Genomic DNA, 14,249 nt, shown 5'->3' with positions numbered 1-14,249 from the left:
AAAGCTCATAGAAAAGCTGAACAACCTTGCTTCATTAAAGAAGCAAGGATGCTTAGACTTTTGTCTATTTGACAAGAACTAGACAAGAGGGCAGGGTATTGATCAAGAAATTGTAAGCGTCTTGCAGCATTCCTACCGGCCTCTCTCTGTCTAGCGTTTTTCTTATCTTGGTGGATAAGAAGCGAGACTTTGAGGGGATGTATATACGATTTCCTCATCGAAAGTGACGTAATTCAAAAAAACCATCAGCAATAAATATCGCCTTCCTGTTTGCGGGTCGCTTAAAATGAGATGATCTCTTCCGGCAGCTTCAATGACGCCGCGAAATACTTTCGCCGGCCATTCAGGATTGTTTTCAAAGGTCATGTATACGGTGGCCAATTTCCCTTTATTTAAGCGCAAAATGTTTTCGACATAGGATTCTTCAAGCGGAAGCATTCCGGGTACAGCTTGACCGCTGGTGCCGCTTGGTTGAGCTGAGGGAGGGGCGCCGATAACAGACCCGCTGGGCGCGTAAAATCCGTACGGATAGGTTGGCTGTACAGGAGTAACTGCAGGAACTGGATACCCCTGCTGCTGCCGTTGGTTCTGTTTTTTGTTGCTCATGTTCAACCTCCTAAAATCTGTATACGCTTGGGCAAGCAGATTGTGCAGGAAAATAAAAACAATGGGATTTATATCGTCCTGAGTTATATTGGTTATACCATGTAGCAGGGCAATCGCCATATGGCTTAAAAAACCACAAAGCAGTTTCTGCAGGACTGTAGCGGTTTCCTTTCAAAACTTTTCTTGCTAAGTCTATTTCATTTTGCCTTGCAGCCTGATAAAAATATCCTTTCTGTGTGGCTTCGAAGCCTCCGGGGCTTTGAAACACCATACTGCGAACGGTGCGTATATCCTTAAAGTCTAAACAATCTGCAAGGACACGGTTGACACCGACATTGCCTACAAGAAGCATGCCTAAATCTCCGTCTCCTTCTGCTTCAGCTCTCATCAATCTGGCCAATAGCTTTACATCTTCTTCAGTATGTGGGAATTACAGCCATTTTTTCACCTGCCTTTTTCTTTAAAAAGACATTGCCTAAATAGTAATCTTTCATTCCAATGTATGACGATGAAACCTTTTTTATGACATTCGGAAAAATTCCCATTCCGACATCTTTGTTCTGTATAAAAGAAAAAAAGAAGCTTATAAAGTATGAGGGGCTGTCTAATAAGTCGATTTTCCGGCTTATAGACGCCCCTTTAATGTTTTAGAAACACTGATATATCAATGCTTATGATGTTTTATTTTCAGTGGATTTTGACTGGACAGCCCCATATTTTGAGAAGTGGCATATATGTATTCATCCATGGCGCTTGGCATGGTGCATGGTGTTGGGAAAAGTCACCCTCTCGCCCATTCTTTCCATTGAAATTTTTCTTCAAATCTCCCCGTACTTTTATTTTGTTGCACGTAAGAAAGAGATAAATCGTGATTTGTTACACTTCCTGCACAACATGACCTTTTTCCGTACACATTAAGCATGTCAGCTAGGATTTCTTACTCACTATGGGCGCCCTTCAGCAGAAAAAACCAGTACTGAAAGCAGTACTGGTTTATACATGTAAAAATGCTGCAATTTTTTCAGGATGCAAAATGTTGCCGACAAAGAAAGAGCCAAATTCGCCGTATCTGGCGCTTACTTCATCAAAACGCATTTCATATACGAGCTTTTTAAACTGCAAAACATCATCAGAGAAGAGCGTGACGCCCCATTCCCAGTCATCAAATCCGACAGAACCGGTAATAATTTGTTTTACTTTATCTCCGTACTTGCGGCCGATAAGTCCGTGGCTTCTCATGAGGCTCCGGCGCTCTTCCATCGGCAGCATATACCAATTGTCATTGCCTTGACGGCGTTTATCCATCGGATAGAAGCAAACATATTTTGATTTCGGCAAAATAGGATATAGTCTAGATCGGATATATGGATTTTGATACGGATCTTCATCATTTCCGCCGCCTACGTAGCTGCTCAATTCCACAACGGAAACATATGAATAGGCAGGGCTTGTATATTCAGCCAGTTTTGTTTTATTAAATTCCGTTTCAATTTCATTCAATTCTTCCATCGTTGGCCGGAGAATCATGATCATCAAATCTGCTTTTTGTCCAACGATCGTATATAAAGCGTGGCTGCCTTGTTGGTCTTTTTCCACTGCACTCCATTTTTCTAACAAATTCAGAAATTCATGAATAGCTTCCTGGCGTTCATCGCTAGATAAAGTTTTCCAAGCGCTCCAATCGATCGAGCGGAAATCGTGCAAACAATACCAACCATCGAGCGTTTCAACGGCTTCATTTGAACGAACTTCTTCACTCATTTTCGTCACCTCTCATATTGGCTATGTACAAGTTTACTATACCACAGTTTAGGGGAGAATATCCGGGTAAAACAGTATGACAATTATGTGACAGAAAAAAGTGCTGTTGAAAGCGCTATGATGAAATTTTTCATTTTAAATTTAAGAGCAGGTGGGGTATGCTAAAAGTGAATGGAACAATTCATGTTAAAAGAATGTTTTAAGATTAAGGAGGCTGACTTTGTTTTGGCAGACATTTTTGCAGCATTGAAAAATAAAATATCGGGAAAAAATATTAAAATTGTTTTTCCTGAAGGATTGGATGAGCGAATTTTAACAGCAGTTTCCCGATTAACAGAGGAAAATTTGTTACAGCCCATTTTAATTGGGGATGAAACAGAAATTGAAGAAAAAGCAAAGAGTTTAAATATTTCTGTTGCAGGTGCAAAAATATATAATCCTGCCAATTACAGTGGAATAGAAGAGCTTGTTCAAAGCTTTGTTGAACGCCGTAATGGAAAGGTGACAGAAGAAGAAGCACGGAAGCTTCTTTTGGATGAAAATTATTTTGGCACGATGCTTGTTTATAAAGGGGAAGCGGACGGGCTTGTGAGCGGTGCGGCACATTCAACCGCAGATACAGTGCGGCCGGCTCTTCAAATCATTAAAACGAAACAAAACGTGAAAAAAACATCAGGCGTATTCGTCATGGTTCGTGGTGAGGAAAAATATATATTTGCTGATTGCGCGATCAACATCGCTCCAACCAGTCAGGAGTTAGCAGAGATCGCTATTGAAAGCGCGAAAACGGCAAAAATGTTTGATATCGACCCTCGCGTTGCTATGCTCAGCTTCTCGACAAAAGGTTCAGCAACATCCCAGGAAACAGAAAAAGTGGCAAAAGCAGTTGAATTGGCAAAAGAAATGGCTCCGGACTTAATATTGGACGGAGAGTTTCAATTTGATGCAGCTTTCGTGCCGTCTGTTGCGGAAAAGAAAGCGCCGGGATCTGTAATTAAAGGCGATGCCAATGTATTTATATTCCCGAGCCTTGAAGCTGGAAACATCGGCTATAAAATTGCACAGAGACTTGGAAACTTTGAAGCGATCGGACCGATTCTCCAAGGATTGAATGCTCCAGTGAACGATCTATCTCGCGGCTGCAACGCTGAAGATGTATATAAATTAGCGATAATCACAGCCCTTCAGGCGCTTGCATAAACAAAAAGCAGGGAATTTTCCATCAAAAATTCCCTGCTTTTCACATTTTTTGCTGAATCAACAACACCTTCCGCTTCTAAACAGAAAGGCTTTGCTTTAATTCATCGCTTGAGCGCTCCCACATGCCTTCATCATGGTTTCGAAGAAAATCGGAAAGAACTTTTTTCGAGCTTTCATCCATGTGGTCGACAATGATGTTCCGTTTTAGCGATTTATCCATGCGGTTTACGTGTTCAGGCAATGATTTATAACCTCGTCTTGCCTCGCGATCAACAGTCATATAACAGGCAGCAACCCCGGCATAATATGGCCCATCTTCTTTTCTGTCAATTGTTACCCATACAAGCCAATACGGTTTTCCGTTCGGAACGTCTTCTTTCACATGAGTAAATTTAATGCCGCGTTCTACCTGGCTTCTTGCATGCATTGCGCCGATATCTACAAATGCCGTTTTTTCCTCGATGTCAATGAAGACAGGGGAAACATTTTCCAGGCTAAGGGTGCCTGCTCCAAAGCCGCGATGGCCGTCAGTTGGATCGTTTTTAATAATTTGGAACTCGACCTTTTTCTTTTTTTCTGTCATGTAAACATCCCTCCTTTAAAAGAACGGTTGTAAAACGAAATGAAAAAGAGTGATAACGGCTCGGCTTCCCCAATTAAATATCGGATGAATAATATATTGATCCAAAGGGGTGATAACAATAATTAAAAAAATAAGCACTCCGTAATTTTCATATTGAGTAAGCTTGGCGCGGATGTCCGGCGGGGCTAAATCTTCAATGATGCGATAACCGTCAAGCGGCGGAAACGGCAATAAATTAAAGATAAACAACATAATATTTAATGATATAAGAATATTAAAAAATTGTTCAACCATTCTGGCTCCATCATAAGATAAGCCAGCAAATAATCCAAACGAAAAGAGAAAGTTCAGCAGCAAAAAAGCGAGAAAGGCAATGAATAAATTGCTCAATGGACCAGCTACAGATACTAATACCCCGGATAAGCGGGGATTTTTAAAATAGAAACGATTCACCGGAACGGGTTTTGCCCAACCAAACCCTGCCAAAAATATTAAAAGAGTACCGATCGGATCTAAATGGGAGATCGGATTAAGGGTCAGCCTCCCTTGATTTTTCGCTGTCGGATCTCCGAACTTATAGGCAACAAATGCATGTGAAAATTCATGGATAGTGAAGCCGACGATCAAAGCAATAATGACAAACGGTATAACTTCTAAATCGTAATATAAAAACGGCAAAAATGCGCCCTCCTATTCTAACGATTTCCTTTGCTTACAGTATACTATAAAAAGGTTGAAATACATAAAAAGGATTTTCTTCATTTTTTTAGGGGAAAATTCAGCTGATTTTTGCACTGAATTTGTGATCTTGCAATCGTTGAATAAATTGATAAGCTTCCTCCACTTCCTCATCCGTATAACGCTGCTTTTTTTTGAGCGTGAATACTTTTTCCTTCACTTCTTCCTTGTCCAAATGATCAAAATATAAAATGGTTGATACAAGTTCTAAAAAACGTGCTGATTGGGCGTTTAATTCATTTATGCAATTCTGCAGTTCGGGCATGTCCAAATCGTAATGGCTTAAAAATTCCTGCCCCGACTTTGTAAGGGAATATTTGTATTGATAATAGCCGCCTTTTTTTTCTTTTACTTCATTGATAAAGCCCATGTTGCAAAGCTCTTCAATGCGAAGCGTCAACTCTTCTGAATACGGCCCGTAAAAATGGAATTCGTATTTTTCATAAAAGGGATAATTAAGTTTTTTTGCTATAAATATAATTTTTTGCAGTTTTTTTCGTCCGATGATCTCTTTCGAAGCGGACAGCACTTTCATTAATTTTGCGTGTTCGGTTAACACACCCTTCATCTCCTCACCTACAGAATAAATCCATCTTTGTCAGTTAGCTGCAAAATTTCTAAAATTTGTTTTTTCAAGTTTCGTTTCTCCGAGAAATCTTTTAAAAAATCAAGAGGAAAATATAATTTATGATCCGTTCTCCGCTTTCCGGTAATGGCGTCCACAATTTCCGACTCTCTTGAAAGCTCCCGTATTTCCCCGTTTGGCATGAGCAAATGGATCGGCAGCCGTTCTTCTTCCTCGCCCGGTCGGTAAAAATCGTACGGAAGATCTGAAGACGAGTCGACAACAAGATAATATTCCGGATCAATGCCTGCTTTTTTGAACAAATTTGTTAGTTCAATCAGCTTCATCAATTGTTCATTGGACGGTTGAAACTCCACATATTTAAACAGGCGCCTGTTTATAAATCTGTTGCACAGATCGCTTAAAATCGGATCCTTTTCCTTTTGCCATTCTTGGAAATAATAAAGGATGATGGATTCGTCTAATTTTAAATAATCTTCGACTGTGACATCTCCTTTGAAAATCGAATAAAAATGGACTGGATCTGCTTGGAATGAATAATTATTTTCATACAGAGCTTTTGCTCGATGGAGAATTTTGGACAAAATGACTTCAGCGCTTCTCGTTACTGGATGAAAATATACTTGCCAGTACATTTGATATCGGCTCATAATATAATCTTCGACAGCATGCATGCCGCTGTATTTAATGACGACTTGATCCTCTCTCGGCCTCATCACGCGCAAAATGCGTTCCATGTCAAAATGGCCGTACTGAACGCCTGTGTAAAAAGCATCTCGTTGCAAATAATCCATTCGGTCGGCGTCAATTTGGCTGGAAATTAAGCTGATAACCTGCTTATTTTTGTATGTTTTCGCAATGACCTCTGCCACTTTTTTCGGGAATTCCGCCCCTGCATTTGAGAGAACACGGTTTATTTCTGTATTTCCTAAAATAATGGCTTGGGTAAAATCTTCGTGATCCAGATGGAAGACCTTTTCAAACGAATGAGAAAAGGGACCGTGTCCGACATCGTGCAAAAGGGCAGCGCATAAGCTTAGCAGCCTCTCATCTTCGTTCCATTCCGGTCTCCCGCGAAATACGTCATCAACAATTCGGCGGACGATCTCATAAACGCCTAATGAGTGGTTGAATCGGCTATGCTCCGCACCGTGAAAAGTTAAAAAAGTTGTCCCGAGCTGGCGGATGCGGCGCAGCCGTTGAAACTCTTTTGTCCCGATCAAATCCCAAATGATTTTATCGCGAACGTGGATGTAACGGTGAACCGGGTCTTTAAAAACTTTTTCTTCTGGCAGCTTTTCACTTGCATAGGTCATTTTCTTCCCTCTTCCGTTTTGACATGATTATATTATAACTTGTTTAAATTCAGGTGAACACCTCGTTTTTTAAAGTGCGATTCTAAACAGACACAAAGGAAAATCGGGTCCATGTCGTTCAACAACCTTAAATAAAAAACCGCCTCAGGAAGCATTCATTCCTTAAAAGGCGGTTTCTTATTTTTTAAGCTTTGCTTTCACTTTTTCTATTAACTCTTCTTCCGTTAACGCAGCGACCGGACGGTTGTTCACAAATACAAACGTTTTCTTTCTTCCGGGCCCGCAGTACGATTGGCAGCCGATTTCAATTTTAGCATCGGGATCCAAATTCTTTAATTTCGGAATAAGCGATTTTAAATTTGGCGCTTTACAATCGTCGCATACACGGAACTCATTTGCCATCCTTTTGAACAATCCTTTCTTCATGAATAAGCACTATCGGGTAGTATACCTTGTCTTTTTTTTGAAATCAAGTACAGCGCTTTTCTGTAAAAATCTACTATCCTTGTATATATTTTTAATCTTTTGGGAAAAATGATGCTAGAACAAATAGTATTATTCAAGAATAAGGGAGTTGAGAGTGAATGAAAACAAGACAGGATGCTTGGACAGAAGAAAACGATCTGCTATTAGCAGAAACCGTTTTGCGGCATGTCCGTGAAGGAAGCACGCAATTAAACGCTTTTGAAGAAGTTGGTGATAAGCTGAACCGCACGTCGGCCGCCTGTGGCTTCCGCTGGAACGCCGTTGTGCGCCATAAGTATGAAAAAGCTTTGCAGCTTGCAAAAAAACAGAGAAAGCAGAAAATGAGAGCGCTTGGGAAAGGCCAGACTGCAAAGAAGCGATTGCTTTATACGCCGCCTGAAGCGTCGCCTGGTGATTTTACTGAAGTAAATGCGGTGCAAAATTCAAAGAATTATAATCATCCAGAGCTCGCAGCCAATTCAAAAGTGGAGCTGACAATGGATAGTGTAATTGAATTTTTAAGAACTTACCAAGGGAACAGCGAACATATCGAGGCTTTGCAGCAAGAAAACGAGCGTTTGAAAAAAGAAAATGAAGAACTGATTAAGAAAAACGAAGAGTTGGAGAAGAAGGTTGCCAAGCTTGAGGAAGAATCGAAAACAGTTCAAGAAGACTATGAAACACTTATGAAGATTATGAACCGCGCTCGAAAGCTAGTTCTCTTTGAGGAAGAAGAACGTCCGACAACAACGTTTAAAATGGATCGAAACGGCAATCTGGAAAAAATGGCGGAATAGCGGAAGACGCTCCGCCTGCGTCTTTTAAAGGACAAAGAGCGGCAGCCTGATCTTATTCAATATTTTGAATAATAGCCATACAAAAAATAAAAAGGGATTGCGGCATTAGCCGCAACGTCCGAAAGTAGCAGGCATTCGCCAGCTACTTCAAACAAACATACGAAATCAAGTAGAGAAACGGTTTGTTTTTCTCTACTTGATTTATTTTTTAGCATTTATTTAGTGTTTATTGCTGGATAAAAAGGTCAAACACAAACCCGTAATCTTTTAAATTGTATTGCTTTTTCGCATTCATCAGCCAATTGAACGCAATATCGTTAATTTCTTTAAATTGCTCGGAAATATTGCTTTCATTTATGCGGTTGTTGGTGAATACAGAGGCGGCCATTTGCAGGCTTTGTTTTGCATACTCCATATAATTGTCATGATCGTTTGAAATTTCTTCTATTTTAATCAACGCTTTATACAAATCTTTTAGCTCTTCTAAATGTTTTTTATGAACATCAATGGAAAAAGGCGTGTTTCCAATTTGGAATTTGATTTCTACATCTAAATCAATAGTCCCTGCCGTTTCAAGCACAACGTTTGAAACGCGGTGGGCATAGTAGTCATACCGCTTTAAAGTGCGTTTTTTGCTGACAGCGCTTGTGCCGTCAACGTGGATTAACGCTTTGTTTGTGAAACAATACTCGTCGGTTTTCGACTTAATGAGGAAGTAGATTTTTTCCCCATCCTCATGCATGACATAATCATCCGCGTCCACTTTATCATAATCCTCCGGCTTGATCACCGTGCCGATATCACTTAATCCTAAAACATCAGAAGCTACTTTTTTAAACATAACTTTCTCCCTTCCCGATTTACATATTAGGCAAAAATTTTTCATTCCGCTCTATCATTCTTATGAAGTTTGCTTCATACAATTCCAGTTCAAAGTCGGTTAAATTGGAGGAATAAATGCGGCCGCTCAAATGTTGTAAGGCTGCAAAAAGGTCGTGCACCACATCCTGGACGGTTAACTTCACCTTTAATAATTCATGTAAAGACGCCATCGTGCTCGGATTTACGTTTGGGTACTTGAAATGTTCGGCTTGTCCTTTTGTCGCCTTGTCATAAAACTGTTTAATCTCGTTTGCGCGCGCTGCTCCGCTTCCTGTGATGCATAAATAAATTTGAACCGCTACGCCTCTCTTAAGACGGCGCTGAGAAATGCCGGCAAATTTTTTGCCGTGAATGCTGAGGTCGTAGCTCCCGGGACAATATGAACCGACAATTTCTCCTGCTTCGACTTCTGCGCCATACGGTTTCAAGAGAAAACAGATTAAATCCTTCATCGCATCATAACCGCGGTTAATGTCAATTCCTTTTTCCTTTTCCGGTAAAATGATCGATACGTTTAAAATCCCTTCATCCAAAACAACAGCCAACCCGCCGGAATTTCGAACGATGACTTTATATCCTTGTTTTTTTAAAAAATCTACTCCATCTTTTAAAAACGGGGCTCTTGTATCTTGAATGCCGAGAACAATCGTATCATGATGCACCCAAGTGCGGACTGTCGCGGGGGACATGCCGCTCCCGACTGTCGTGCACAACGTATCATCGTAAGCGAATGATTGCTTGGCATCAAAAAAGAGTCCTAAGCTTGAATGATCGATGATTCTCCATTCCGGCTGTTTTAATAATTCGTTCATTGCTGTGATAATCCTTTCAGTCGTGTGTTTTTAAGCATGAAAAGGATAGTAGAAATCGGCTATTCGTTTATTTTTCCTCAGATTTTTCGCTGAAGCTTTCGAAAAATATAAGAGCTGTAGCATACATGTAATCGGTCGATTTCTACAAGGACTGGCCTCTTGTTATGACATCTGAATATATATCGTCCTTTTTTATAGTATATCATAGGAGCTGCATCTTCTTTGAAAAATAAATAAGGGCTTGCGTCAAGACTATGCGCAAACCCTTATTTTGCCTATATGTCTAAAACCACGGCATAAGCCTTCTCCATAATGGTTCATCCTTTTTTTTCCGCCCGCTGTTTTTCGGCTCTTCCATATTGTCGAGGTGCTCCATGCAATATTTTGTTGGTTCCGTGCCTTTCACATAATACGCAAGGCGGGAGACGGGACATTCTTTCGTCGCTAAAAGCCCGTTTTCCGGATTGACATAAACGCCGACAACTCCTTCAGGCGGCTTAAATTGTTTTACAGGTTCATGTTTCAACGCTTCTTCCATAAAGCCGGCCCAAATTTTTTTCGAATAGGCTCGTTCCTCGACCATGTCAATCGTCTTTCCTTTGTCATAACCTGTCCATACACCTGCTACGAGCTGCGGGGCAAATCCGATCATCCAGCTGTCAGTCTTTGTCGTCCCGGATTTCCCAGCAAAAGGCCTTGATAGTTGATCGATAATGTTTTCCCCTGTAACAGTTGTATAACTGTTTAGCTTTCGATCAAACATGCCGGTCATTAAATGTGCGGTGATAAAGGCTGTTTGTTCATTTAGAATTTGTTCCTTTTCAACATTTGCCTCATATAAGACTTTTCCATTTTTATCAATGATTTTACGGACAAATATCGGTTTTATTTTTTGACCGCCGTTCGCTAAAATGCCGTAAGCGTTCATGAGATCGAGCGGCCTTACGGGAGAAGTTCCTAAAGCTAGCGACGGAACCATTTTAAAATTTTCTCCGATTCCAAAAAGCTTTCCCATTTTTATTAATTGATCCATACCGATAAACATATGGGTTTTAACAGCATAAATATTGTCGGACAAAGCAAGGGCTTCTATTAATGTAATTTCATCATTTGCGTAGTAGCCATTGTAGTTGCCCGGGGAATATGTGTTTGTTCCATTTTGAAAATGGAACGTTGTCGGCTCGCTTTTCAGCATTGTGGACGGCGTAAATCCATTTTCCAAGGCTGCATAATATAGAAACGGCTTAATCGTTGAACCAGGCTGACGTTTTGCCTGAGTCATGCGGTTAAAAGGGCTCTCTTTATAATTCCGTCCGCCGATTAGAGCTTTTACCTCGCCTGTTTTCGGATCGATTGCCGAGAAGGCAACTTGGATATCCGAGTCTTTCCTCATGACTTTTTCTACGGTCGATTCAGCAATTTTTTGCAGATTTGGATCAAGAGTAGTAAAAATTTTCAGACCGGCTGTTTCAATTAATTGGTGGTCCTGCAATATTTCTTTTACTTCTTTCATAACCTCATCTTGAAAATAGGGGGCGAACTTTTCTGTTTTGGTGTTTTCGTTCGTTTTGAACGTTAATTTTTCCTTTGCAGCCAGTTCACTTTCTTTTTTTGTAATTAACCCTTGTTTGACCATTGTCTGCAAAATCATCTCTTGTCTTTTTTTTGATAAATCATAGTTCACCATCGGTGAATAGGAGTACGGTCCTTTCGGAATGCCGGCAAGTAGAGCGGCTTCGGCGAGCGTCAAGTCCTTTGCCTTTTTGTCGAAGTAATAACGGGAGGCCGCCTCGACCCCGTAGGCTCCGTGTCCATAATATATTGTATTTAAATAGCCTTCTAAAATTTTTTCTTTCGAGTAGTTCATCTCGAGCCGAATGGTATAAAAAGCTTCTGTCATTTTCCGAGCCCACGTTTTTTCAAATCCAAGATATAAATTTCTTGCGTATTGCTGGGTGATTGTGCTGGCTCCCTGCACCTTTGCCATCGCTTTGAGATCGGCAACGGCAGCACCTGCTATTCGTTTAAAATCAAAACCGTGATGATCATAAAAATTTTTGTCCTCAATAGCGATTGTCGCATTGATTAAATAGGGTGAAATTTCATCAAGCTCCACCCAAAAACGGCGGCCGCCGTGATGCTCCTCACCGATTTTCGTTCCGTTGCTTGCGTACAATACAGTTGATTGCGGCACAACAATGGAAGGAGCGCCTTGTACTTTAGCCGCAATCAAAACAACCGCAATACAAATAGCTGCCGCAGCAAAAACAAAAAAATGAATAAAAAATAATGCCCGGATTGTTTTGATGGTAAGACGAATGCCTTTTGGCGTCATCGCTTCCATTTCCATCACCTCTTAAGCCCGTTCGTTTTGTTATTCAGTATGAGGTGATTCGCAAGTTTTTAAACTTCCACCTATGAAAAATGAAATTTATTCTTTGCAATTTTGATAGATTCCACTATACTTTTTTTGAGGTTTACGTGTTGTCTGTTCAAATTAGGGAAAGATATTGGAAAAACATATGAAAGGAAGATTAAATCTTGGGAGGACTTTGGTATACAGAAAAACAGACAGAACATTTCGGGATTACGATGAAAATTAAACGCACTTTACATACAGAACAGACCGAATTCCAAAAATTGGAGGTAGTGGAGACAGAAGAATTCGGCAACATGCTTTTCTTGGATGGAATGGTAATGACATCGCAAAAAGACGAATTTGTCTACCATGAAATGATGGCCCATGTACCGTTGTTTACTCATCCGAAGCCAGAATATGTGCTAGTTGTCGGAGGAGGAGACGGAGGCGTTATCCGTGAAGTGCTAAAGCATCCAAGTGTAAAAAAAGTAACACTTGCAGAAATTGACGGCAAAGTGATCGAGTATTCAAAAAAATACTTGCCGGAAATTGCCGGAAAACTAGATGATCCACGCGTTGAAGTGAAAGTTGGCGACGGCTTTATGCACATTGCACAAAGCGAAAATCAATATGACTGCATTATGGTTGATTCAACCGAGCCTGTCGGTCCTGCGGTCAACCTCTTTACAAAAGGGTTTTATGCAGGAATATCCAAAGCTTTGAAGGAGGACGGCGTTTTTGTCGCGCAAACGGATAATCCTTGGTTTAAGGCAGATTTGATAAAAAATGTCTATCATGATGTGAAAGAGATTTTCCCGATTACAAGGCTATATACTGCAAACATCCCGACATATCCTAGCGGGCTGTGGACGTTCACGATCGGATCGAAGAAATATGATCCAATTGAGGTAAGTGACGATCGTTTCTTTGACTTGGATTCTAAATATTACACGAAAGAAATTCATAAAGCTGCATTCGCTTTACCGAAGTTTGTTTCCGAAATAATTAAATAGCCTTTAGGAAAACTGAACAAAAAGCGAATAGCATGATACAGTTTAAGCAAGAGGGATCAGCCTCTTGCTTTTTCAGACAGGAGGGTGATGTCCATGCGATTTGATGAAGCTTATTCAGGAAATGTTTTTATTAGAAGCCATCCAAGCTTTGAGGAAAGTGAAGCAGTCATTTATGGAATGCCGATGGATTGGACAGTCAGCTACCGGCCAGGCTCCCGTTTCGGTCCGGCCCGCATTCGGGAGGTTTCCATCGGATTGGAAGAATACAGTCCTTATTTAGATCGTGAGCTTGGGGACGTAAAATATTTTGATGCAGGCGATATTCCTCTTCCGTTTGGAAATGCAAAGCGGAGCATTGAGTTGATTGAAGAGTTTGTGGACAAAATTTTAAAAGCGGATAAATTTCCTCTCGGAATTGGAGGAGAGCACCTTGTAACATGGCCTGTCATTAAAGCGATGCATAAAAAATATCCAAATTTAGCGGTCATTCATATCGATGCGCATACAGATTTGCGCGAGCATTATGAAGGCGAGCCTCTGTCTCATGCCACTCCGATCCGGAAAGCAAGCGATTTGATTGGCCCGGAAAATATTTTTTCATTCGGCATCCGATCTGGGATGAAGGAGGAGTTTGAATGGGCGAAAGAGGCTGGACTTTACATTGCCAAATTTGAAGTGCTCGAGCCGCTCAAAAAGATTCTTCCGAAACTTTCACAAAGACCTGTATATGTTACGATTGACATCGATGTGCTGGATCCTGCTCACGCGCCGGGAACCGGAACAGTCGATGCTGGTGGCATTACATCAAAAGAGCTGCTTGCTTCTATTCATGAAATTGCCCGTTCTGATGTGAAAGTTGTCGGCGCTGATTTAGTTGAAGTCGCACCTGTATATGACCATTCAGAACAAACAGCGAATACAGCGAGCAAATTGATTCGCGAAATGTTATTAGGCTGGGTGGCAAAAAGAAAGTAAAGTCATTTTTCTGCCATAGTGCTTCTGCTATGGCTTTTTATTATTCAAAAGCTGAACAGCTTGGATCGAGCGTCAAGCGGCAGGCAGGCCAATATAAAGCTTTTAACAGCAAATGATTTCCACTAAAATATAGAATAAATCCCTAAAAAGGATGAT

Annotated in this window: 15 protein-coding genes; 4 read left to right on the top strand and 11 right to left on the bottom strand. The window is 40.7% G+C overall.

Annotation, left to right across the window (positions count from 1 at the left end; genetic code table 11):
• Positions 1-162 precede the first annotated feature (162 nt).
• From gerQ to hemQ, 3 genes are all read right to left on the bottom strand, one after another.
• On the bottom strand, positions 163-606 hold the full coding sequence (gene gerQ / locus NSS70_RS19705; protein WP_063389060.1) for a spore coat protein GerQ: 444 nt from the start codon (positions 604-606) through the stop codon (positions 163-165).
• A 10-nt stretch (positions 607-616) separates the two neighbouring features.
• Positions 617-994 (bottom strand): cell wall hydrolase, encoded by a 378-nt coding sequence (locus NSS70_RS19700; RefSeq protein ID WP_144597646.1) that lies wholly within the window; start codon positions 992-994, stop codon positions 617-619.
• Between the two features lie 605 nt (positions 995-1,599).
• Positions 1,600-2,367: a hydrogen peroxide-dependent heme synthase gene (gene hemQ / locus NSS70_RS19695; protein ID WP_063389059.1), complete on the bottom strand. Its 768-nt coding sequence runs from the start codon at positions 2,365-2,367 to the stop codon at positions 1,600-1,602.
• Positions 2,368-2,592: 225 nt separating this feature from the next.
• Here hemQ and pta point away from each other — a divergent pair, with 225 nt between their 5' ends.
• On the top strand, positions 2,593-3,567 hold the full coding sequence (gene pta, locus NSS70_RS19690; protein ID WP_063389129.1) for a phosphate acetyltransferase: 975 nt from the start codon (positions 2,593-2,595) through the stop codon (positions 3,565-3,567).
• A 76-nt stretch (positions 3,568-3,643) separates the two neighbouring features.
• Here the strand turns inward: pta and NSS70_RS19685 are convergent, their stop codons facing one another.
• From NSS70_RS19685 to NSS70_RS19665, 5 genes are all read right to left on the bottom strand, one after another.
• Complete coding sequence (locus NSS70_RS19685; protein ID WP_063389058.1) at positions 3,644-4,150, bottom strand: YwhD family protein; 507 nt, start codon at positions 4,148-4,150, stop codon at positions 3,644-3,646.
• Between the two features lie 15 nt (positions 4,151-4,165).
• On the bottom strand, positions 4,166-4,828 hold the full coding sequence (locus tag NSS70_RS19680) for a site-2 protease family protein (protein WP_130156419.1): 663 nt from the start codon (positions 4,826-4,828) through the stop codon (positions 4,166-4,168).
• A 100-nt stretch (positions 4,829-4,928) separates the two neighbouring features.
• Positions 4,929-5,447 (bottom strand): YwgA family protein, encoded by a 519-nt coding sequence (locus NSS70_RS19675; protein WP_063389056.1) that lies wholly within the window; start codon positions 5,445-5,447, stop codon positions 4,929-4,931.
• 17 nt (positions 5,448-5,464) lie between these two features.
• Positions 5,465-6,790: an HD domain-containing protein gene (locus tag NSS70_RS19670; RefSeq protein WP_063389055.1), complete on the bottom strand. Its 1,326-nt coding sequence runs from the start codon at positions 6,788-6,790 to the stop codon at positions 5,465-5,467.
• A gap of 177 nt (positions 6,791-6,967) precedes the next feature.
• Positions 6,968-7,192 carry a DUF1450 domain-containing protein gene (locus NSS70_RS19665; protein ID WP_063389054.1) on the bottom strand — a complete coding sequence of 75 codons (225 nt, stop codon included), beginning with the start codon at positions 7,190-7,192 and terminating at the stop codon, positions 6,968-6,970.
• A 182-nt stretch (positions 7,193-7,374) separates the two neighbouring features.
• Between NSS70_RS19665 and NSS70_RS19660 the strand changes: the two genes are divergently transcribed.
• Positions 7,375-8,052: an RsfA family transcriptional regulator gene (locus NSS70_RS19660; RefSeq protein WP_066251351.1), complete on the top strand. Its 678-nt coding sequence runs from the start codon at positions 7,375-7,377 to the stop codon at positions 8,050-8,052.
• 226 nt (positions 8,053-8,278) lie between these two features.
• On the opposite strand, the gene NSS70_RS19655 is transcribed toward NSS70_RS19660, so the two are convergent.
• From NSS70_RS19655 to NSS70_RS19645, 3 genes are all read right to left on the bottom strand, one after another.
• The gene (locus NSS70_RS19655) at positions 8,279-8,893 is read right to left on the bottom strand and encodes a PH domain-containing protein (RefSeq protein ID WP_063389052.1); all 615 of its coding nucleotides are present in this window, start codon (positions 8,891-8,893) and stop codon (positions 8,279-8,281) included.
• A gap of 19 nt (positions 8,894-8,912) precedes the next feature.
• A complete protein-coding gene (locus NSS70_RS19650; RefSeq protein ID WP_063389051.1) occupies positions 8,913-9,746 on the bottom strand; it encodes a lipoate--protein ligase family protein in 834 nt (277 codons plus the stop codon).
• 283 nt (positions 9,747-10,029) lie between these two features.
• The gene (locus tag NSS70_RS19645; protein ID WP_340882369.1) at positions 10,030-12,090 is read right to left on the bottom strand and encodes a transglycosylase domain-containing protein; all 2,061 of its coding nucleotides are present in this window, start codon (positions 12,088-12,090) and stop codon (positions 10,030-10,032) included.
• 197 nt (positions 12,091-12,287) lie between these two features.
• On the opposite strand from NSS70_RS19645, the gene speE reads away from it, so the two are divergent.
• Positions 12,288-13,118: a polyamine aminopropyltransferase gene (gene speE, locus NSS70_RS19640; RefSeq protein WP_082829608.1), complete on the top strand. Its 831-nt coding sequence runs from the start codon at positions 12,288-12,290 to the stop codon at positions 13,116-13,118.
• A 93-nt stretch (positions 13,119-13,211) separates the two neighbouring features.
• Entirely contained in the window at positions 13,212-14,093 is an 882-nt protein-coding gene (speB, locus tag NSS70_RS19635) for an agmatinase (RefSeq protein WP_063389049.1), read from the top strand.
• Positions 14,094-14,249 lie beyond the last annotated feature (156 nt).

Source organism: Aeribacillus sp. FSL K6-2848, assembly GCF_038004325.1.
In the GTDB taxonomy this organism is placed as follows: Bacteria; Bacillota; Bacilli; order Bacillales; family Aeribacillaceae; genus Aeribacillus; species Aeribacillus composti.
The sequence above is the reverse complement of the archived record's forward strand: the minus strand, read 5'-3'. Positions and strand labels throughout refer to the sequence as shown.